This is a genomic window from Brevundimonas sp. SL161, from assembly GCF_049896985.1.
In the GTDB taxonomy this organism is placed as follows: Bacteria; Pseudomonadota; Alphaproteobacteria; order Caulobacterales; family Caulobacteraceae; genus Brevundimonas.
In genome coordinates, this window is sequence record NZ_JAFCVJ010000039.1 from 1 (window position 1) to 18,123 (window position 18,123).

Annotated in this window: 21 protein-coding genes, 1 tRNA gene and 3 pseudogenes; 18 read left to right on the forward strand and 7 right to left on the reverse strand. The window is 66.8% G+C overall.

Annotated elements, in window-relative coordinates:
• Positions 1 to 720: 720 nt before the first annotated feature.
• A complete protein-coding gene (locus ACP7AU_RS16350) occupies positions 721 to 1,839 on the forward strand; it encodes a sensor histidine kinase (RefSeq protein ID WP_426052096.1) in 1,119 nt (372 codons plus the stop codon).
• The gene (locus tag ACP7AU_RS16355) at positions 1,836 to 2,294 is read left to right on the forward strand and encodes a response regulator (protein ID WP_426029023.1); all 459 of its coding nucleotides are present in this window, start codon (positions 1,836 to 1,838) and stop codon (positions 2,292 to 2,294) included. The genes ACP7AU_RS16350 and ACP7AU_RS16355 overlap by 4 nt, the downstream gene beginning before the upstream one ends.
• 387 nt (positions 2,295 to 2,681) lie before the next feature.
• Here the strand turns inward: ACP7AU_RS16355 and istB are convergent.
• Positions 2,682 to 3,155, reverse strand: a pseudogene (gene istB / locus ACP7AU_RS16360) (IS21-like element helper ATPase IstB); the annotation flags it as partial.
• Positions 3,139 to 3,597 (reverse strand): annotated as a pseudogene (locus ACP7AU_RS16365) (IS110 family transposase); the annotation flags it as partial. The pseudogenes ACP7AU_RS16365 and istB, both read right to left, overlap by 17 nt.
• Positions 3,598 to 3,976: 379 nt before the next feature.
• Here ACP7AU_RS16365 and ACP7AU_RS16370 point away from each other — a divergent pair.
• Both ACP7AU_RS16370 and ACP7AU_RS16375 read left to right on the forward strand, forming a co-directional pair.
• Positions 3,977 to 4,051: transfer RNA gene (locus ACP7AU_RS16370), tRNA-Val, on the forward strand.
• Positions 4,052 to 4,251: 200 nt separating this feature from the next.
• A complete protein-coding gene (locus ACP7AU_RS16375) occupies positions 4,252 to 5,058 on the forward strand; it encodes a tryptophan 2,3-dioxygenase (protein ID WP_426038390.1) in 807 nt (268 codons plus the stop codon).
• A 151-nt stretch (positions 5,059 to 5,209) separates the two neighbouring features.
• Here ACP7AU_RS16375 and ACP7AU_RS16380 read toward each other — a convergent pair whose 3' ends face one another.
• The 4 genes from ACP7AU_RS16380 to ACP7AU_RS16395 are packed head-to-tail and all read right to left on the reverse strand — an operon-like array spanning position 5,210 to position 7,192.
• The gene (locus tag ACP7AU_RS16380) at positions 5,210 to 5,794 is read right to left on the reverse strand and encodes an NAD(P)H-dependent oxidoreductase (protein WP_426052086.1); all 585 of its coding nucleotides are present in this window, start codon (positions 5,792 to 5,794) and stop codon (positions 5,210 to 5,212) included.
• Positions 5,794 to 6,195, reverse strand: a complete 402-nt coding sequence (locus ACP7AU_RS16385) for a hypothetical protein (RefSeq protein WP_426038386.1) — start codon at positions 6,193 to 6,195, stop codon at positions 5,794 to 5,796. The genes ACP7AU_RS16380 and ACP7AU_RS16385 overlap by 1 nt, the downstream gene beginning before the upstream one ends.
• A 13-nt stretch (positions 6,196 to 6,208) precedes the next feature.
• Positions 6,209 to 7,042 carry a universal stress protein gene (locus tag ACP7AU_RS16390; RefSeq protein ID WP_426038384.1) on the reverse strand — a complete coding sequence of 278 codons (834 nt, stop codon included), beginning with the start codon at positions 7,040 to 7,042 and terminating at the stop codon, positions 6,209 to 6,211.
• Between the two features lie 24 nt (positions 7,043 to 7,066).
• Positions 7,067 to 7,192: a hypothetical protein gene (locus ACP7AU_RS16395; RefSeq protein ID WP_426052087.1), complete on the reverse strand. Its 126-nt coding sequence runs from the start codon at positions 7,190 to 7,192 to the stop codon at positions 7,067 to 7,069.
• 211 nt (positions 7,193 to 7,403) lie between these two features.
• On the opposite strand from ACP7AU_RS16395, the gene ACP7AU_RS16400 reads away from it, so the two are divergent.
• Positions 7,404 to 8,141 (forward strand): helix-turn-helix domain-containing protein, encoded by a 738-nt coding sequence (locus tag ACP7AU_RS16400; protein ID WP_426052088.1) that lies wholly within the window; start codon positions 7,404 to 7,406, stop codon positions 8,139 to 8,141.
• 315 nt (positions 8,142 to 8,456) lie between these two features.
• Positions 8,457 to 8,978, forward strand: coding sequence for a pyridoxamine 5'-phosphate oxidase family protein (locus ACP7AU_RS16405; protein ID WP_426038378.1), 522 nt, complete (start codon positions 8,457 to 8,459; stop codon positions 8,976 to 8,978).
• A gap of 136 nt (positions 8,979 to 9,114) precedes the next feature.
• On the opposite strand, the gene ACP7AU_RS16410 is transcribed toward ACP7AU_RS16405, so the two are convergent.
• A complete protein-coding gene (locus tag ACP7AU_RS16410) occupies positions 9,115 to 10,323 on the reverse strand; it encodes a patatin-like phospholipase family protein (RefSeq protein WP_426052089.1) in 1,209 nt (402 codons plus the stop codon).
• Between the two features lie 230 nt (positions 10,324 to 10,553).
• Here ACP7AU_RS16410 and ACP7AU_RS16415 point away from each other — a divergent pair, with 230 nt between their 5' ends.
• From ACP7AU_RS16415 to ACP7AU_RS16470, 12 genes and pseudogenes are all read left to right on the forward strand, one after another.
• Complete coding sequence (locus ACP7AU_RS16415) at positions 10,554 to 11,417, forward strand: universal stress protein (RefSeq protein WP_426052090.1); 864 nt, start codon at positions 10,554 to 10,556, stop codon at positions 11,415 to 11,417.
• A 1-nt stretch (position 11,418) separates the two neighbouring features.
• On the forward strand, positions 11,419 to 11,724 hold the full coding sequence (locus tag ACP7AU_RS16420; RefSeq protein ID WP_426038372.1) for a hypothetical protein: 306 nt from the start codon (positions 11,419 to 11,421) through the stop codon (positions 11,722 to 11,724).
• On the forward strand, positions 11,721 to 12,347 hold the full coding sequence (locus tag ACP7AU_RS16425; RefSeq protein ID WP_426052091.1) for a LysE family translocator: 627 nt from the start codon (positions 11,721 to 11,723) through the stop codon (positions 12,345 to 12,347). Before ACP7AU_RS16420 ends, ACP7AU_RS16425 begins: the two co-directional genes overlap by 4 nt.
• A 14-nt stretch (positions 12,348 to 12,361) precedes the next feature.
• Positions 12,362 to 12,667 (forward strand): annotated as a pseudogene (locus ACP7AU_RS16430) (MBL fold metallo-hydrolase); the annotation flags it as partial.
• Positions 12,642 to 12,935 (forward strand): LOG family protein, encoded by a 294-nt coding sequence (locus tag ACP7AU_RS16435; RefSeq protein ID WP_426038368.1) that lies wholly within the window; start codon positions 12,642 to 12,644, stop codon positions 12,933 to 12,935. The pseudogene ACP7AU_RS16430 and the gene ACP7AU_RS16435, both read left to right, overlap by 26 nt.
• Positions 12,936 to 13,086: 151 nt before the next feature.
• Positions 13,087 to 13,854 carry an SDR family NAD(P)-dependent oxidoreductase gene (locus ACP7AU_RS16440; protein WP_426052092.1) on the forward strand — a complete coding sequence of 256 codons (768 nt, stop codon included), beginning with the start codon at positions 13,087 to 13,089 and terminating at the stop codon, positions 13,852 to 13,854.
• Between the two features lie 184 nt (positions 13,855 to 14,038).
• The gene (locus ACP7AU_RS16445) at positions 14,039 to 14,452 is read left to right on the forward strand and encodes a BLUF domain-containing protein (RefSeq protein WP_426052093.1); all 414 of its coding nucleotides are present in this window, start codon (positions 14,039 to 14,041) and stop codon (positions 14,450 to 14,452) included.
• Between the two features lie 151 nt (positions 14,453 to 14,603).
• Complete coding sequence (locus ACP7AU_RS16450; RefSeq protein WP_426038362.1) at positions 14,604 to 14,990, forward strand: c-type cytochrome; 387 nt, start codon at positions 14,604 to 14,606, stop codon at positions 14,988 to 14,990.
• An 85-nt stretch (positions 14,991 to 15,075) separates the two neighbouring features.
• On the forward strand, positions 15,076 to 15,714 hold the full coding sequence (locus tag ACP7AU_RS16455; protein WP_426038360.1) for a helix-turn-helix domain-containing protein: 639 nt from the start codon (positions 15,076 to 15,078) through the stop codon (positions 15,712 to 15,714).
• Positions 15,715 to 15,794: 80 nt separating this feature from the next.
• Entirely contained in the window at positions 15,795 to 17,252 is a 1,458-nt protein-coding gene (locus tag ACP7AU_RS16460; protein ID WP_426052094.1) for a PAS domain S-box protein, read from the forward strand.
• Entirely contained in the window at positions 17,245 to 17,844 is a 600-nt protein-coding gene (gene fixJ / locus ACP7AU_RS16465; RefSeq protein WP_426038356.1) for a response regulator FixJ, read from the forward strand. Before ACP7AU_RS16460 ends, fixJ begins: the two co-directional genes overlap by 8 nt.
• Before the next feature lie 30 nt (positions 17,845 to 17,874).
• On the forward strand, positions 17,875 to 18,123 hold a 249-nt coding region (locus tag ACP7AU_RS16470), incomplete at its 3' end, for a hypothetical protein (protein ID WP_426052095.1).

Genomic DNA, 18,123 nt, shown 5'->3' on the forward strand with positions numbered 1-18,123 from the left:
CCTTCTCGACCACGAACGGCTCGAAGAACGCCCACTCCGCATCCGACATCAAACCACGAACCATGGCTGCTCTCCGCAAAGAACAGCCTTGAATCAGCGATCAGCTGATTTGGGAATCCTCTTTGTCCACACCGCCTAGGGCGGTTTCGATGTTGCCCAAGATCGTCTCAACTACTCGCCGCGCCCCCTCCGTGCCTAGATGTGGATATTCGGCGGCGAGACGGCCCATAAGCTGTGTTTTTCTCATCCGCCCTTTAAAGCGGGACAGGGGCAATCTGCCAACGGCGTTTCCGAAGCGGACGTCGCCAACGACCGTTTAGGGTCGGACCACGACATTGGCATCAGGCCCGAAATCGGACATCCAGCCCCGATGCTCGAAATCGGACGCTTCGAATTGCGGCTAAGGGTGGGGAGCAGACCTCTCGTTCGGTCGCAATCTGCGTTCTGTTTAGGTACTCATCGGTCATGCAGTCCGCGACGGCCACGTGACATCACGATCATCCACTGCTGTCCGAAACGACCTGCGCCGCCGCGCTGAGGGTGTTGCGGCAGGGTCACCGTTCGCGGAAGTATGTGAGCCTGTCGATCAGCCTGCCACAACACGCAGACGCAACCTCTCAATGCCAGGACGGTTGTAAGCCAGAGCGATCCAGTTCCACCCGCTCATGGCTCCGACCCTGGCTTTCGCCCCGCGAGCCTTCGGATCGCCCAAGGCATCCAATGCCGACTCCAGTATCACAACCCGATGACGTGGCTCTGAGCCTAACCCTTGCGGTCGTCACTGCCTCTCCGTCACCCTTGCTGCTGTTGAACGGCGACCTCGCCATCATCGCGGCGAGCAACTCGTTTCGAAATGCGTTCGATGTCGCTCAGGTGGAGTTGGCCGGGCAGGCTCTATATGGCCTCTCGAACAGCGCTTGGGATATCCCCGAACTTCGCCGATTGCTGGAAGCCACCCTTTCCGGGGCGCAAAGCGACGACTGCGAACTGGACCTTAAGCTCACCCAACCGCCTCTCAGGCATCTCGTGGTCCAGGCCAGGCGGCTTGACTACCTCGACCTCGATCAGACCAGGCTGCTCGTCGCCCTGTCAGACGTCACCGAGGCCAGAGCCGACACGGCGTTGAAAGAGAATGAGGCACGCCACAACATCGTCCTGCTGCAGGAGGTGCGCCACCGGGTCGCCAACAGCCTACAGATCATCGCCAGCGTCCTGCTGCAGAATGCCCGCAAGACCCCCTCCGAGGAAACGCGTGGCCACCTGACGGACGCCCATCACAGGGTCATGTCCGTGGCGGCGCTGGAGCGGCTGCTCTCCGCCTCACAGGAAGGCGATGTCGATGTGCATGCCTATTTCACCGCCTTGTGCGAAAGCATCACGGCCTCGATGATCGGCGAGGCCGGCAGAGTCACCTTGACCGTCGATGGCGGCGACGGCGTCATCGACGCGCGGGTTTCGGTCAGCCTCGGCCTCATCATCACCGAGCTGGTGATCAACGCCTTGAAGCATGCCTTCCCCGACGGTCGATCGGGCAGGATCACCATCGACTACAGTTTTCATGGCCCGAACTGGATCCTGTGCGTTCGAGACGACGGGGTGGGAATGCCGCTGGTTGCCCCTGATCGAACCGGCCTAGGAGCGAGCATCGTTGAGGCCCTCGCAAGACAGTTGAACGCCTTGGTGACGACCGTGCCTGAAAATCCTGGCACTAAGGTCTCGATCGAACACACGCAGATCGCCCTGGTCCACGAAGAGCCCGAAGTCGCCTCGCACTCCTTTTCCAAGACCCAGGCCGCCCCCGGCACCGCGAGGCATCAAGTCCAGAAAGACCGATCATGACCGACGTGCAGCCCCCTCAGAGGATCGGCCAGACCCTGCTGATCGTCGAAGACGAGGCCTTGGTGGCGATCGTCCTTCGGGATGTCCTCTCCGAAGCCGGTTACCATGTGCTTGACCTCACGACGCGACACGCCGAGGCCCTTGAGGTCGCAAGGGCCTGCAAGCCGGAACTAGCTCTGGTCAATATCCGCCTCGCCGGTCGCGACGACGGCATCGAGCTGGCCGTGCAACTGAAGGCGCTGGATATCCCCGTGGTCTTCATCAGCGGTCAGATCAGCCGGGCGCGGACGGCAGCGACCGTCGCGATCGCATCCATGCCCAAGCCCTATGACGCCTACGAGATGGTGCTCGCAGTGGCCTATCTACTGGCGCGTCTCAAGGGACCGACATCTTTGCCGCGACCGGACAAACTTGAAGTGTTCGATGAAGACCTTGGGCTGGCACCTGCCGCCTGAGGTTTGCCTGCCGCTTCGAGGAAGATGATCCGGCCCGCATCGCGGTCGTTCCCTAAAAGTTGGCGCTGGACGGTTAGCGGACCCCATTTATCACTTTTGCACGGACCATGTTCGGATGTGGGGCTGTAAGGGCAACTTCGCCAAGTCAAAAACCCCCTAACGTCCCGGTTCGACCCAGATCAAACGACGCGTTGACTCTAGACGACCAGCCTGACCGTAGCGGTGTCAATCGGCACCCAAAAAGGACCCCCTATAGGCGTGCAATAGGGACCCCCTTTTGGTGTTCGGGATGGACGTCACGAGCGCACCGCTTGCGAGGGTTGGGGCGTAGGGAGGGCGTAGCCCGACTGAAGGCTCAACCCTCGCTTGGCGTTCTTCCTGGTAGGGTCAGCTGCGGTGTTTAAAGCGCCAGCTGTCGTTGCCGGTCTCGACGATGTCGCAGTGGTGAGTGATGCGGTCGAGGAGCGCTGTCGTCATCTTGGGATCGCCGAACACGGTCGGCCATTCGCCGAAGGCGAGGTTGGTCGTGACGATCACCGAGGTGCGCTCGTAGAGCTTGCTGATCAGGTGGAACAGCAGCTGACCGCCCGAGCGTGCGAACGGGAGGTAGCCCAACTCGTCGAGAACGACGACGTCGAGGCGGCAGAGCTGAGCGGCCAGCGCACCGGCCTTGCCCAGACGGGTTTCCTCCTCGAGCCGGTTCACGAGGTCGACGGTGTTGAAGTAGCGCCCCCGTGCGCCAGCGCGCACGACGTTGGCGATGATGGCGCTGGCCAGGTGCGTCTTGCCTGTGCCGGTCCCGCCGACCAGCACGACGTTGCGCCGGTTCGCCAGGAAGGAGCCGTTGTGCAGGGACGATACCGTACTCGCCGAGGTGGCCTCGCAGTGCGTTGATCAGCATCGTCCTCTGGCGGACGAGCAGGTCACGGGTCTTGTGCAGCATATGAACCGCCTGCTGGGCCTTCGACTTCACAGCCACAAACCGCACGGTCGCCCGGGTAACAGCCTCGGCGATGGCTTCGGCGTCGGCGGCGTCAGTCTTGCCTCGCTTCACATAGGCCTTCACGCACGCTGGCGGCATGAGCCGTGCGTCATGGCCGAGCGCCATCAGTTCGCGAGCCCAATAGTGGGCGGAGGCGCAGGCTTCGATTCCGACAAGGCAGGGACCGATCGATTGAAAGAAGGCCAGCACCTGGCCCCGTCGAAGCTGCCGCCGAACGACGACAGCACCGTCAGCGGCTACTCCGTGTACCTGGAAAACGTTCTTCGCCAGATCGAGCCCGACGACAGCTCTGGTCTGCATGATACCGCTCCTAGACGTGACGTCCCTGATGACGACTGCTCCAGAAAAGCTGGTTAGGCGGAGGTCGTCCACACCATCACGTCACCGCGCGCAGCCATGAATCCGTGCGCCGCGGTCGATCTCTTGACGGCCATGCCGATCATTGCGGCAGCTCTGCCAGGGTTCTAACGCAGGCTTAGAAGTCGTTGGCTCCGCTGTGGGCACTGGCCAGAAACTAGCCAGAAACAGATGACATCAACGTGCATGAGATTGCACTAGTGGCAACTATCGGCGTCTGACGAAAGGGGAGAAGCTTTGGTCCGGGTTTGGCGTTTACAGCTGGCAGGGCCCGGAAACGCTGGCTTTAGAGCCGTTCTTCCCGTTCCGGAACCGCCAAGGCGGACGCGTAGCTCAGCGGGCCAGCGCCTCGTTGACATCGAGGGGGTCACAGGTTCAATCCCTGTCGCGTCCACCATTCCTTCCCATCACATTGCCAGGCGTTGAAGAAACCTTCCGCCCGCGCCCTGCCCGGACCTTGCGGTCCGCAAGCGCCGTCGCGGAGACCCGGCCAGGCGGATGCCCGGCGCGGGGCCTGTCCTGCCCCGAGGCCAAGAGAGTCGCCCCGTTCCGGGCGGGTGACTTGAGGCCTGTGGGGAACCGGCCGATACTGCGGGCATGACCGATCCGACGCCCGCCGCCGACATGACCTATGCCCGCTATCTGGACCTGGACCGGCTGCTGGCCGCCCAGAACCCGATCAGCGACGAACATGACGAAATGCTGTTCGTCATCATCCACCAGACCAAGGAGCTCTGGCTCAAGCAGATCCTGCACGAGGTCGCCCTGGCCCAGTCGTTGGTGCGAGCCGGGGATCTTGTCCCGGCCTACAAGAGCCTGGCGCGGGTCAGCCGCATCCAGGCGGTGATGACCCAGAGCTGGGACATCCTGGCGACCATGACGCCCGCCGACTACCTGCGCTTCCGCGGCGTACTGGGCTCCAGCTCCGGCTTCCAGAGCGACCAGTTTCGCCGGCTGGAGACCATGCTGGGACTGAAGGATGCGAAATTCCTGTCGTTCCAGCTCGACCGGCCGGAAGCCCATGCCGCCCTTTCGGAAGCGCTGGCCGCGCCGAGCCTCTATGACGACGCCCTGGCCCAGCTCGCGGCCGCCGGGATCGTCGTCCCCGCAGAGGCGCTGAACCGCGACGTCAGCCAGCCGTATGAGCCCTCTGAAGGCGTCGAGGCCGCCTGGCTGGAGGTCTATCGCGACACCGAACGCTGGTGGCCCTTCTATCAACTGGCCGAGAAGCTGGTCGATCTGGACGACGCCCTCCTGACCTGGCGCCACAAACATGTGGTGACCGTGGAGCGGATCATCGGTCGGCGTCGCGGCACCGGCGGCACCGACGGCGTCGGCTACCTGTCGTCCACGCTTGAGCGTCGCTGTTTCCCCGAGTTGTGGTCGTTGCGCACCAAGCTTTAGGCCCCTGTCCGCTGGACGGAGCCGACATCAGCCATAGGCGGGGACAGCGACCTCAAGCGCCTCGGTCCAGCCGTCACTGTTCGGAAACTGCGGCCCCGGCGTCGCCGGGCGCTATGATCTGCGCCGGGGTCTTGCAGATCCGACGGTCGGGTCAGATCGCCCGCCGCCCCAGCCCCGCGATCCTGTCGAGCCATTGCTCGCACCGGGCGTCGCTGATGCCCTCGACATTGCCGACGATGGTGGTCCGGGTCAGGCCGATGCCGACGAAGCCCAGGATGTTGCGCCTCAGGGCGGTCAGCGCGTGGGCGAAGTAGAAGCCACGGTAAATGGCGGCCGGCATGCCCATGGTGACGATGACCCGCGCGGTCCGGCCCTTGAGGCGACCGTCACCCACGGTTCGTTCCCTCTGTCCGAAGGCGAAGCCCGGGCGGAAGGTCTGTTCGAACAGGGCCTTTAGCCGGGCCGGCATGAACCCCAGCCAGAGCGGATGGATGATGACCAGATGCTGGGCCCAGGCGATATCCTCCTGGACGCCGAGAATCGCGGCCGGCGCCGAGGCGGCCTCCCAGTCGTCGCGACGGATCAGGTCAGGGAATTCGAGCCGCGACAGGTCGACCCGGCGCACCTCGTGACCGGCGGAGGCGGCTCCCGAGGCGTAGGCGTCGGCCAGGGCGTGGCAAAATCGCCTGGGGTCCGGATCAGGATGGCCGTCCAGCACCAGGATTCGGCGCGCCATCAGGCGATCGCCTGTTCGCCCGGAGCCGGGGTCTCGATCGGTTCAAGCCGTTCCACGCCGTAGGTGTGGGTCTGGCCGTCCGCCGCCACGATGGAGACGTATTCACCGAGGGCGAACTGCTCCTCGCCGAGACGGAAGCCGGAGGCGTCCAGATCGTCCCGCCCGTCCAGGTCCAGCAGCCAGCGATCGCCGACCGTGTGCCGCAGGCGGCCCGTGGCGACGGTCGCGTCCCGCACGAACCGGCGCACGAAGCATCGGTCGGGCGCGGCGCGACAGGCCGCGAGATCCAGCCGTCCCGCCTCGTCGAGAGCGGCGACGATGTCCCATCCGTCGCGGGCGTCGCCGTGCGGATGGCCGGGCTCGCGCGCCAGTTCGAGCCGGATATGGTGAAAGCCGCTCATCGCAAACCTCGGATCAGTGGGTGAGAAGGAGGCAGACCGGCGCGGAGGCCAGCAGTTCGGAGGTCACGCCGCCGAGCGCCCATTCGCGCAGACGGGCATGGCCGTAGCCGCCGCAGACGATCAGCCCGGCCTTGTGACTGGCCGCGAAGCCCAGGATGTTCCGGGCGGCGGTGGTCTTTCCGGGAGGGGAGACATGAGCCTCTGCCGCTATCCCGTGACGCGCCAGCCAGGCGACGACGTCGTCGGTGCGCGCGGCGGCCTGTTCTGCGGTGTCCTCGCCCGCAATCTCCAGGACATGGACGGTGGAGGCGCGGCTCAGCAGGGGAAGGGCCGAGGCCGCAGCACGCTGGGCTTCGCGGCTGTCCTTCCAGGCGACCACCGCCGGCCAGCCGGTCGGGTCCCGCTCCCGCTCCGGCGGAACCACGAGGACCGGGCGCCCGACGGCCATCAGGACATCAGCCGGATCGATGGCGTGGGTCGGCGCGCGCGACGAGCGGCGGCCGAGGATGACAAGGTCCGCAGCCCGGGCCTCATGCGCCACGACATCGGCTGGAAGCCCCAGCCTGCCCCGCCATTCCGTCCGGCCCCGTCGAGACCCGACGAGCTCGTGGAAACGCGTGAGCGCGCCGCGAACCTCCGCCTCGGCGAGGTCGCGGAGGAAGGTGAAGGCCTCCCCGAACATGGCGCCGCCGGTGTAGAGGTCGTCCGCCGGCGGGACGCTGAGGGCGACGCCGCAGGCTCCGATCAGATGGGCGTCCAGTCCGGCCGCCAGATCGCAGGCGAGGCGAATCCGGGCGTCGCTGTCGACGCCCTGGTCCACAGCCACGAGCAGGGTCTTGAACGTCATTCGCGGGCCTTTCGAAGCCTTGGGTCAGCGCTCGCGCGGCGGAGCGCGACGCGGAAGGGCGGTCCAGAGGGCGGCGCCCCCGACGAACCCCATGAAGAGGGTGAAGAGGGCGATGACCGTCGCAACGACGGGGATGGCTTGTGCGGGCATGGGCAGGTCTCCTTCTCTGACCTTGGTCGCCCAACGGTCGGCGCGGCGCCTTGACCGAGATCAAAACATGCGGTGCAGATCGACGACCAGGAGGCGAGGACCAGGGCCGAGGCGTCGGTCGGAAAGCCGTTCGGACCGCCTTGATTTGCATCAACTCCCGGTGCGCCGCGATCGCAGACAAGACTGAGCTTCGCGGCGTCAGGATTCCACCATGCTCGAGCTCAAGGCTCTCCCCGTCGAATGCGACGATCGCCGCAGAAGCACGGACTGCGCCGGCTGCGGCGCCCGAATGCTGAGCGTGTGCGGCAGCATCAAGGAGGCCGACCTCGGAAGCCTCGACGCGCTGGCGGACCCCGTCACGCTGGAGGCCGGAGCGTCGCTCATCCGCGAGGGCGACGCCGCCTGCCATCTGTTCAACATCACCGCCGGGTCCGTGCGGGTCTACAAGCCGCTGTCCAACGGTCGCCGCCAGATCATCGGCTTCCTGTTCGCGGGCGACTTCCTCGGTCTCTCCACCGGGGAGACCTACGTCTTCTCCGCCGAGGCGATCGAGCCGACCACGGCGTGCCGGTTCCGCAAGAGCGACTATCGCGCCCTCATCCGGGATACCCCCGCGCTCGAGGCCGTTCTGCTCGAACGGGCCACTCACGAACTGGCTGCGGCCCAGAACCAGATGCTGCTCCTGGGTCGCAAGACCGCAATCGAGCGGGTGGCGACCTTCCTGCTGGATCAACCGGCGCACGACCCCGCCCGCCCCAGCCTGACGGACCACATCCGCCTGCCGATGACCCGGTCGGAGATCGCCGACTATCTTGGCCTGACGATCGAGACCGTCAGCCGGATCCTGACCCGGCTCAGGACCATGGGCGTCATTCGCCTGCTCTCCCCGACCGAGCTGCTGGTCCGGCAGCCGGAGCGGCTGCGGTCCCTGTCCGACGGCGGCGTCTGACGTCGGGCGGCCGCCACCCGCCTTCGCCCTGCCTCCAGGATGAGCGCCCGTCCAGCCGCGCTGGACGCCGCGGGGCGCCGTCAGAAATGCTTGAGGAGGTCTCTGGCCGAGCGGCACGGCCGATGATCCGAGGTTTGCGCTGGATCAAGGTTCCGCGACCGCAACAGGGCCACGGTCCTGTCGACGCCTCGCTGGCCGTATTGTGCAGCCAGACCGCGTCGTGGACCACCAGATGCGCCCCAGCAGCCCATCCCAGATCGCCATTCCCGGGGCCGGCCTGGCCGTCCTCGCCCCGGCCGTCAGGAGGGTCTGACCATGCCGGAGGTCGCTCCACCCCCCATCCACGGCGGCGCGGTCGCCGCCGTCGTGGCCCTGCTCGACGCCCAACGGCTTTTGTCGCTCGCCGTCAATCGTCCTGACGGTTGGCCCCAGGCGACCACTGTGGGCTACGTCAACGAAGGGCTGAATCTGTATGTGGTCGTAGCGCGGACCAGTCAGAAACTGGCGAACATCAGGGCCGACTCACGAGTCTCCGTCGTCATCCGCAGCGAGGCGCAGCAAGGCGACGCCGTGGGCGTATCCATGGCCGCCCGGGCCGTGGAGATCACCGATCCCGTCCTGGTCGAGCGCCTCGATCAGTCCGTCCGGGAACGGTATCCGGACCTGCACGTCTTCGGACCCGGGGGCGATTCCGTCGCCGTGATCCATCTGCGCCCCGAGATCATCTCGCCGGTCAGCGTGATCGCGGGGCGCAGCCACTCCCAGACCTTCAGCCTCCAACCCGCCGATACGACTCCGCACATCGTTGCGGCCCCGCGCGTGATCGACCTGATCTGAGCCGACGCTTCGCGCATCGTCCGCGACGAACCGGGCCGGCTGAGGATCAAGAGAGCGGCCGCTTGCGCTTTCAGCCGCGCGCAGGGCAAGACTGTTTCAACCTCAAGGCCGAGGACGAGGCCCTCTTCGAGGCGGTCTACGATCGCTCGCGACCTGCAGGCGACGGTTCCAGGCCGACGCCCTCAGTCGCTGAAGCGGAAGGTTTTCGCCAGCAGACCGGCAACAGTCTCAGGCGCCTTGGATCCCGCCGCCCGGACCTCTCCATCCCGCGCCCGCGAGGCTCGGCGTCGAACAGACGGGTCATACTCCGGGTGTCGAACTTCAGCATGACGCCATGGCCGGCCGTGTCAGGGATCGAGGCGACCGCCAGCGGCAGGCCGGCTCCGGCGCAGAAGGTCGCAGTCACGCTGATCGCCTGCCGATAGGAGAACTGCAGCATGGTATCGAAGCTGCGCAGCAGGATCGTCGGGACGTTACTCGCCGTCGCCAGGGGCGCGGGCTCCAGGATGGTGTTGGCGATGATATAGACGCGACCGCCGCGCATCCGCCGGCCCGCCCCCTTCAACCGCAGCAGCGCATCAGGAAGAACGAACAAGGGGGCCGCAACACCGCCGTCGACGTGCATTTCTTCGTAGATCCGACCGCCGGACCGACAGGCTATCATGCGCGGCGGAAAAACCCCCGGCAGGCTGGCGGACGCGGCCAGGATCTGCCGAAAGAGAGTGATGGCGTTCGCCTCTCCGGCCTCGCGCATCTGGCTGGCGATCGCACCGAGATCCCAGATGCAGGCGCGCTGTCGATCCAGGTCGGTGGTCGCCACGAACAGGCGACGGCCCTCGGCGTGCGCGGCCGCCACGGCCTCAAGCAAGGGTGCATCAATGAAGGGCGCGATCAGGCCGTCGAGTGCGGCAGCGCGGAACAGGCCCGGCTCCAGGCCCGGGACCGCACGGCGCAGGGCGAAGAGCGCCGCAGCGTGACCGCCCGTGTAGGCGTCCTGGAGCCGGCCGTCCCAGGCAGGGCCAAGGAAGGCGAAAGGGGCGATCAGGGCCCCGGTGCTGACGCCGGTGACCAGGGCGAACTCCGGACGCCGCCCGGCCCGCGATAGACCCACCAGTAGCCCGGCGCCGTAGGCTCCGCCCGCCGCGCCGCCGGAAATCGCCAGGACATTGAACGGGACGCGCGACCAGGGCGCACGCGGCGCTGCGATGCGATCCATGGCGGAGACCAGACCGTGTTCCGCCTCTTGCGCGGTGAGACGCACATCCTTGAAGCCGACCGGCTGGCCGGGGTCATCGGCCAGATCGCGCTTGCGGCGCAGGAAGGAGCGGGTCGGCGCGTCTGTCATGGACCTCGGTTCCGGCGGCGTTGCGACGCCGCAACGTTGACAGGGCTCTCACGACCGTTCTGATCCGATCCGCCCGGCCGATGCAAGGTCAGGTCTCATAGAGCCCTCTCAGGCGGGCGACGGCGCCGCATCTGATCTGGATCAAGGCCAGGCCGGTCAGATGCGCGTCCTCTCGTCCGTCGGCGCTCTCTGCGAGAACAAGGGCCGCGAGCCGCCCTGGGAGGACTCTTATGAGCTACAAGTCCATCGTCGCCCTGGCTTTCGGTCATGCCGGCGACGCCGCGACACTCGGCTTCGCCGCCGCGCTCGCCGTCCTCAACAAGGCCAGGGTGGTCGTGTTTCCCGTCGTGCCCGACCCGATGGTCGATCTCGTCAGCTACGGCATGCTGCTCGGCACGACCCTTCCGGATGAGACAACGTCGGCGATCCTCCCGAGTCAGAAGGCGGCGAGAGCCACGCTGGAGACGGAATGTCGCCGCATCTGCAATGCGGCCGACCTGATCTTCGGAGACGGAGAGGGCCTTCCCCGCATGGCGTTGGCCACTCCCACGGGCCGGGCGGAGATCGCATTGAGCCATTGCCTGGCCCTGGCCGATCTGGTGGTGATCAGTCAGGAGAGCCTGACCACGTCCCTGATCGCCGAGGAGACCTTCGCCCAGACGCTGCTGCAGCGACGCGTCCCCATCCTGATCGCCCGGGGGGATCCTCCCGGCCTGGAAGGACCGGTCATGATCGCCTGGGACGGCAGCGCCGAAGCCGGCCGGGCGGTCAGGCAAGCCCTCCCGCTCATCGCCATGTCGTCCGCAACCACCGCCGTCCAGTGCGCCAAAGGTCTGGACCCAGTGGCCGCCAATCCGTCATTCGGTCCTCTGCTCGACTATCTCCGCGCCCATGCGGTCGGAAGCGCCAGCACCGAGACAGTCAGGGGCGGGCCAGAGGGTCTCGCGCTGGTCGAGGCGGCCAAAAGGCTGAAGGCGGGAGTCCTGATCGCAGGGGGCTACGGACACAGCCGCCTGCGGGAGGCCGTCTTCGGGGGCGCCACCCGCGCCCTGCTCGACGATGTCGAGGGGCCGTCCCTGTTGATGGCGCACTGAGATGTCGATCCGCACCCTCCTCACCGATCTCAACGCCGCCGAAGATTTGCCGCGGCTGGACGTCGTCCTGGCTCCGGCAGCCGATCCGGGCGCGGCCGAACGGACTGCGGTCGCGGCGGGAGGCGACACGCCGCCGGGCGACGGCGTTCCCGTCGGACCGGGCGTGATGATCGTGCGGGAGAGGGATATCCGAACCGCCTCGCTGTCCCTCCAGGCCGATCTCGTCGCGCGCGTGGAGGACCTGCGGCTGGAGTGGCGGGGCGATGTGACCGCCGACGGCCCCCTGCCCTGCCTGAGCATTCATTGACCGGCGCCCCGACCTGGCCGGTCGACCCGGCGGTGCTGCCCGGCTTTCTGCTGGCCATGGTGCTGATCGAGCTCACACCTGGCCCCAACATGGGTTACCTCGCCGTGATCGCGGCCGGACGCGGCCGCCTGGCCGGCGTCCTGAGCGTTCTGGGCATCACCGCCGGGCTCGGCGTCTACCTCGTCCTGGCCGTGTTCGGCCTCACCCGCGGCCTGACGGACGCGCCGGTCGCGATGACGGCCCTGAGATGGGGCGGCGTCCTCTACCTGTTCGTGCTCGCCGCGGAGGCCCTGCGTCCCTCGACAGGAACGATCGCCACAAATGGCGGCGCCGGCCGTCTCGTGGCGCGCGGCCTGCTCGCCAACCTCCTCAATCCCAAGGCCCTGCTGTTTTACGGCGTTCTCCTTCCGGGCTTCGTCAGGCCGGACCACGCGCCCCCCTGGGTCCAACTGCTCAGCCTGGGTCTGGCCCACATCGCGATCAGCGTCCTGATCCACCTCGGCATCGTTCTGGGGGCGGCGCGCACCACGGCCACCTGGGGCGCAGGCCGGCGGCGGATGCTGCGCTTCATCTCGGCGGCGGGCCTCGCCGCAGTCGCCCTTTGGCTCGCCCTGGCGAACTGACGAAAGGTGTCTTCATGCTGACCCTGACATTTCACGGCGCGGCCGGTTGCGTGACCGGCTTCTGCGCCCTGCTCCAGACGGACCACGGCCGTTTCCTCGTCGACTGCGGCATGTTCCAGGGCCCCAAGACCCTCCGGGCCCCCAACCACGAACCGTTCCCTTTCAATCCTGCGGAGATCGACGGGGTGTTCCTGACCCACGCTCACATCGATCATTCCGGCCCGCTGTCGAAACTGGTCAAGGCCGGCTTCAAGGGCTCGATCATCAGCACCCGGGCGGCCCGGGCATCTGGCGATGCGCGCCAACGCCCTGATCGTCTTTCCCGCCGGCTTCGGCACCCTGGACGAACTCTTCGAGATTCTCACCCTGCGCCAGACCGGCAAGGCACCGCCCATCCCGGTGAACCTGTGCGACCGGGCCTTCTGGACCTCTCTGATCACTTTTGAGGTCCTCGAAACCCAGGGCTTCATCTCGCCTGCGGGCCTCGGTCTCTTCACGTTCGCGGAGACTGCCGAGGACGCCTGGCGGGCCCTGCACGACAGCCGCCTGGTTGCCGGTCGCCCGCTCGGTCCGAAGCCGGCGCTGTGAAACGGTCAGGCGCCCCGCCTTCGCATGCGGTCGAACCGCGTCCTGGATGCCCGAACGTCGGACCGGCCTGACGGCCGGATTTGCGCCAGATCAAGGCGGGGCGGCCAGATGCGCCCATCCTCCCCACGGCTATGCAACGGAGAGGCCAGAGATGGGACGTTTGACCGACAAGACAGCGATCGTGACCGGCGGAGCCTTGGGACTGGGGCGGGCGATCGCCACCCGAATGGCGCAGGAGGGTGCGGCGGTCGCCGTTCTGGACACGCTTGAGCCCGAGGGCCGATCGCTGGTCGACGAGCTCTCGACCCAAGGTCTGACGGCTGCGTTCGAGCGGTGCGACGTTACGATGGAGACCGACGTCGCCGAGGCCTTCGCAAGGGTCGCCGCCCGCTTCGGGGGCTTCAACACCCTCGTCAACAATGCCGGGGTGGCCGGAGTGAACAAGCCGACCCATGAGATCACAGAGGCCGAATGGGATCGGGTGCAGGCCGTCAACGTCAAGGGCGTGTTCTTCGGGGTCAAACACGCGATCCCCCATCTTCGCCGGGCCGGTGCCGGGTCCATCATCAACCTGTCGTCGATCTACGGCCTGGTCGGCGCCGCTGACTCTCCGCCCTATCACGCCTCCAAAGGCGCTGTGCGTCTGATGTCCAAGACCGACGCCATGCTCTACGCGGGTGATCGCATCCGGGTGAACTCGATCCATCCAGGCTTCATCTGGACGCCGATGGTCCAGCACCATCTCGAGGCCTTGGGCGACTTAGCGGCGGCGCGGCAAGCGGTCGCCGATCTGCATCCTCTCGGTCATATGGGCGAGCCCGACGACATCGCCTGGGGCGCCGTCTATTTCGCCTCGGACGAAGCCCGGTTTATCACGGGGTCCGAACTGGTCATCGATGGCGGCTACACGGCCCGGTGATCCTGATGACCGCCGGTGACCATCGCCCCCTCCGTCCGGTCTTCGCCATGCCCGGTGACAAGGCCCCCGGCGGTCCGGCGAGCGTCGGCCGTGAAGTCGTGCGCGCGCGCGTTGAAACCGGTTCGAGCCGGAGCGAGGCCGGCGAAGCCCGTCGGCAAGGTCGGCGCCCGGGGAGGCGACGTCCGTGTCGCAGTTGAGATCCCTCCTCTATGTGAGCCGAATCCTGATCCCTATCGAGGATCGGACGACGGAAATCGACCGCTTCGTCGCGGTTTCGACGGCACGCAACCGGACTTTGAACATCACGGGGGCTTTGATCGTCACGAAGTCGAGGTTCGCGCAGGTGTTGGAAGGACCGGACTCTGCGATCGAAGAGCTCATGACGAGTATCCGGCGAGATCCCCGACACGGCGAACTGGCCGTGGTGTTCGATCGAGCCATCGCCGGACGCCGCTTCGACGGCTGGTCGATGGCCTACTCAGGAAACGCCGAGTATGTGACCCGGCTCATCGATCCTCTCGGTGCGGTCTCGGCGCCGCTTGGCGACGCGGACGCGCTGCGTCTGATCGGCTTCATGAAGGGGATGGCGGGATCCTGATCGCGCCCGCCCGATCCTCCGCACACCGTCGGGCCAAGGCCCTGAGGTTCCAGGCCGTATTCCTTTTCGAAGCGCAGATAGCGTCGCCGCCTTGATCCGCATCAAATCGCGCCGCTGCAATCGGGACCATAGTGCCGGCGAGGAGTCCGTCATGCGCATGATCCTGTTTGCCCTCTTGATCGCCACCGTCGGCTGCTCGGGATCGCGCGGACCGACCGAGCCGCAGACCGTCGCCGTTCTGGCGCCGGGCGGCCCGTGGGGAGTCACCGGCTCGTCCGCGCGCGGAGAGGTGCTGGCCGAGATGGGCTGTTCCAGCTGTCACGCCGTGGGCCGATCCGGGCCCAGTCCGATGACGGCTGCGCCCCCTTTCCGCGGACTCGCCCAACGCTATCCGGTCGCCGACCTGCAGGAAGCCCTGGCCGAAGGCCTGGTCACGGCGCACCCGGCGATGCCGCAGGTCGAGATGGAGGCGGACGATATCGCCGATCTGATCGCCTATCTCGACAGCGTCGGATCGGCAAACGGACCGCCTCCGTAGCGACCCTTAGGGGCGACTCCCGAATAACGCGCCCGGTCGCCTCGGCTTAAGGCTGTCCCTGTCATCAAGACAAGGACGGCCCGCCATGACCCTCGCCTTACCGCAAGGCCCCGTATCGAGCCCGCATCACGCCGACGCCTGGCAGGGCGCGGCGCGCCTGACGTTTCGCCGGGGCGCCGAAATCTACGTCCAGGACGAAGACGCCGAGCTCATCTATCAACTGGTCGAGGGCGTGGTCCGGACCAGCCGTCTGTCAGCGGACGGACGCCGTCAGGTCGGCGACTTCTACTATCCGGGAGACGTCATCGGCATTGAGATGGACGCGGTCCACCGGTTTTCGGCCGAAGCGCTCGGCGACTGCGAGGTGCTCGCCCTGCGCCGCGCCGGATCGACGGCCTACGATGCCGGCCAGCTTGACCGCCTGATCTGGCAGGCGACGGCCGCGGAACTCCACCGGGCCCAATCCCACATGTTGCTCCTGGGCCAGACGACCGCCTGCGAGAAGGTGGCGCGCTTCCTGATCGATATCGCCGCGCGCTTCAGGGGCGAGACCGTCGCCCTGCCCATGGGGCGTCAAGACATGGCTGATTATCTGGGCCTCACCATGGAGACGATTTCGCGCATGCTGGGACGGCTTCAATCCGACGGGCTCGTCGAATTCAGCGGCGCCCGGACCTACCGCATCCGCCGGCTCGGCGCCCTTTCGGAGATGGCCGGCGCCTGACTGTGACGCGCCTTCCGCGGATCGCACGTGCTAGGTTCGGCGACGCGTCGTCGCACTCGCGATCGGCTTGGAGTGCGCCGATGCAGCTGACGTCCGCTATCCACCGGTCCCTGTCCCGCCGTCAGGGTTATGTGGCCGCCATCGTCGGCGCCGTCATCGCCGTTGGACTTCGCCTAGCGCTGAGCCCGGTCTTCGACCAGCGCAGCCTGTTCATCCTCTATGTCCCGATGGTGCTTGTCGCTGCCGCCCTGGGCGGTCGCGGCCCGGCGCTGCTGGCCACGGCCCTGGGTCTGGCGATCAACGCCGTAACGCTCCAGAGCGCCCTGTGGTCCGATCCCGCCAATCTGATAGACGCCTTCGGCTTCGCCCTCCTGGGGCCCTTCATCGCCGTCGCCGGCGAGCGGCTGCTGTGGCGAAGCCGCGAGGCGGCGAGGCGCCAGGCCCATCTGCAATCCATCCTGGAAACCGTGCCCGAGGCGATGATCGTAATCGGCGACCAGGGCGTCATCCAGTCGTTCAGCGCCGCCGCCGTACGGCTGTTCGGATGGTCGCCGGAGGAGGCCATCGGACAGAATGTTCGCATTCTCATGCCCGAGCCCTACCGAACCGAGCACGACCATTATCTCCACCGATATGAGCGAACCGGCGAACGCCGGATCATCGGCATCGGACGGATCGTGGTCGGCGAACGCAGAGACGGATCGACCTTTCCCATGGAGCTGGCCATCGGCGAGGCCAGGCTCGGTACGAGCCGGTTCTTCACCGGCTTCGTTCGCGATCTGACGGAGCGCCGCGATCAGGAGCGACGCCTTCAGGAGCTGCAGTCGGAACTGGTTCACGTCTCGCGCCTGACCGCGATGGGCGAGATGGCCTCGGCCCTGGCCCACGAACTCAATCAGCCCCTGTCGGCGATCGCCAGCTACATGCGCGGATCCGTGACTCTGCTCGATGGGCCGGACCCCGATCTCGCCAAACTGCGCAAGGCTCTGGACAGCGCCGCAGGCCAGGCCCTTCGGGCCGGTGACGTGATCAAACACCTCAGGGAGTTCGTGGACAAGGGCGAGACCGAACACACGCTCGAGGATCCCGCCAGGATGATGGAGGAAGCCAGTGCCCTCGCGCTGGTGGGGATCAAGGACCAGGACGTCCGGGTCGATCTGCGCCTGCCGCGCGATCTGGGAACCGTGATCGTCGACAAGATCCAGATCCAGCAGGTGGCGCTCAATCTGATCCGTAACGCTCTCGATGCGATGGCGGGGTCGCCGCGTCGCCAGCTGGAGGTCAGTATTCGCGCCGACGACGACCACATGATACGGATCAGCGTCAAGGATACGGGCCCGGGCCTGGAGCCATCGGTTCGCGAGCGTCTTTTCGCCCCCTTCGTCACCACCAAGGCGACGGGGATGGGGGTGGGTCTCTCGATCTGCCGCACCATCGTCGAGGCCCACGGAGGGCGGATTTGGGCCGACGACAATCTCGATGGCGGCGCGACCTTCTCCTTCACCCTGCCCCGCGCCGGGGATCCCGCGCATGACTGACCGCATCCATGTGATCGACGACGATGCCGGCTTGCGCGAGGCCCTCGCCTTCCTGCTGGACGTGAACGGCTTCGATGCAGCCTTCTACGCCTCCGCGACCGACTTTCTGGAGGCCCTGCCTGTCGCGGATGGTTGCGTCCTGACCGACATTCGCATGCCCGGGCTGACCGGGCTCGACCTCATCCGCGAACTGAGGTCGCGCGGCGAGACCCTGCCGGTGATCGTCATGACCGGGCACGGCGATGTCGCCCTTGCCGTGGAGGCCATGAAGGCCGGGGTCATCGACTTTCTGGAAAAGCCATTTGACGACGGGCATCTGATCGGGGCGATCCGACAGGCTCTCTCGGTCCACCGCGCAGGGTCTGCGCCCGAAGCGGCCCGGCTGGAGGCGCAGGCCCGGCTGTCTGACCTCTCCCCTCGCGAGCGCGATGTCCTGGAGGGCGTGGTCGAGGGCAGGCTCAACAAGCAGATCGCCTTCGATCTGGCCATCAGCCCCAGAACCGTCGAGATCTACCGGGCCAATCTGATGACCAAGACCGGCGCTCGCAACATGGCCGAACTGATGCGGATCGCACTCGCCGCCGGACTCTGAGAATTTCAGGGCGTCGAGGGGCCCGCGATCTTGATCACGACGGCGCCCACCGCCGCCCTCGGACTCAAGGCCGCGGCCGCTGCCGTCCCCATCGTGGAAAAGCCCCTCCTCGATGATGCGCTGCCGGGTTGCCCGCAGGGTCTGCCTCGCGCGTCGTCGACGCCGAAGAAGGCGATGGCGGGGGAGTTGCGCATTCGATCGATCATACGCGTCCGTTCGTTGAGCGTGACCCAACCGTCGGCCTGGGCCACCATGGCGCAGCCTGCGACGACGGCGTCC

Excerpts from the sequence above, each read along its gene's own strand:
- ACP7AU_RS16350 (WP_426052096.1), top strand. The coding sequence starts at position 721 with ATGCCGACTCCAGTATCACAACCCGATGACGTGGCTCTGAGCCTAACC.
- ACP7AU_RS16355 (WP_426029023.1), top strand. The coding sequence starts at position 1,836 with ATGACCGACGTGCAGCCCCCTCAGAGGATCGGCCAGACCCTGCTGATC.
- ACP7AU_RS16375 (WP_426038390.1), top strand. The coding sequence starts at position 4,252 with ATGACCGATCCGACGCCCGCCGCCGACATGACCTATGCCCGCTATCTG.
- ACP7AU_RS16380 (WP_426052086.1), bottom strand. The coding sequence starts at position 5,794 with ATGGCGCGCCGAATCCTGGTGCTGGACGGCCATCCTGATCCGGACCCC.
- ACP7AU_RS16385 (WP_426038386.1), bottom strand. The coding sequence starts at position 6,195 with ATGAGCGGCTTTCACCATATCCGGCTCGAACTGGCGCGCGAGCCCGGC.
- ACP7AU_RS16390 (WP_426038384.1), bottom strand. The coding sequence starts at position 7,042 with ATGACGTTCAAGACCCTGCTCGTGGCTGTGGACCAGGGCGTCGACAGC.
- ACP7AU_RS16395 (WP_426052087.1), bottom strand. The coding sequence starts at position 7,192 with ATGCCCGCACAAGCCATCCCCGTCGTTGCGACGGTCATCGCCCTCTTC.
- ACP7AU_RS16400 (WP_426052088.1), top strand. The coding sequence starts at position 7,404 with ATGCTCGAGCTCAAGGCTCTCCCCGTCGAATGCGACGATCGCCGCAGA.
- ACP7AU_RS16405 (WP_426038378.1), top strand. The coding sequence starts at position 8,457 with ATGCCGGAGGTCGCTCCACCCCCCATCCACGGCGGCGCGGTCGCCGCC.
- ACP7AU_RS16410 (WP_426052089.1), bottom strand. The coding sequence starts at position 10,323 with ATGACAGACGCGCCGACCCGCTCCTTCCTGCGCCGCAAGCGCGATCTG.
- ACP7AU_RS16415 (WP_426052090.1), top strand. The coding sequence starts at position 10,554 with ATGAGCTACAAGTCCATCGTCGCCCTGGCTTTCGGTCATGCCGGCGAC.
- ACP7AU_RS16420 (WP_426038372.1), top strand. The coding sequence starts at position 11,419 with ATGTCGATCCGCACCCTCCTCACCGATCTCAACGCCGCCGAAGATTTG.
- ACP7AU_RS16435 (WP_426038368.1), top strand. The coding sequence starts at position 12,642 with ATGCGCGCCAACGCCCTGATCGTCTTTCCCGCCGGCTTCGGCACCCTG.
- ACP7AU_RS16440 (WP_426052092.1), top strand. The coding sequence starts at position 13,087 with ATGGGACGTTTGACCGACAAGACAGCGATCGTGACCGGCGGAGCCTTG.
- ACP7AU_RS16450 (WP_426038362.1), top strand. The coding sequence starts at position 14,604 with ATGCGCATGATCCTGTTTGCCCTCTTGATCGCCACCGTCGGCTGCTCG.
- ACP7AU_RS16455 (WP_426038360.1), top strand. The coding sequence starts at position 15,076 with ATGACCCTCGCCTTACCGCAAGGCCCCGTATCGAGCCCGCATCACGCC.
- ACP7AU_RS16460 (WP_426052094.1), top strand. The coding sequence starts at position 15,795 with ATGCAGCTGACGTCCGCTATCCACCGGTCCCTGTCCCGCCGTCAGGGT.
- fixJ (WP_426038356.1), top strand. The coding sequence starts at position 17,245 with ATGACTGACCGCATCCATGTGATCGACGACGATGCCGGCTTGCGCGAG.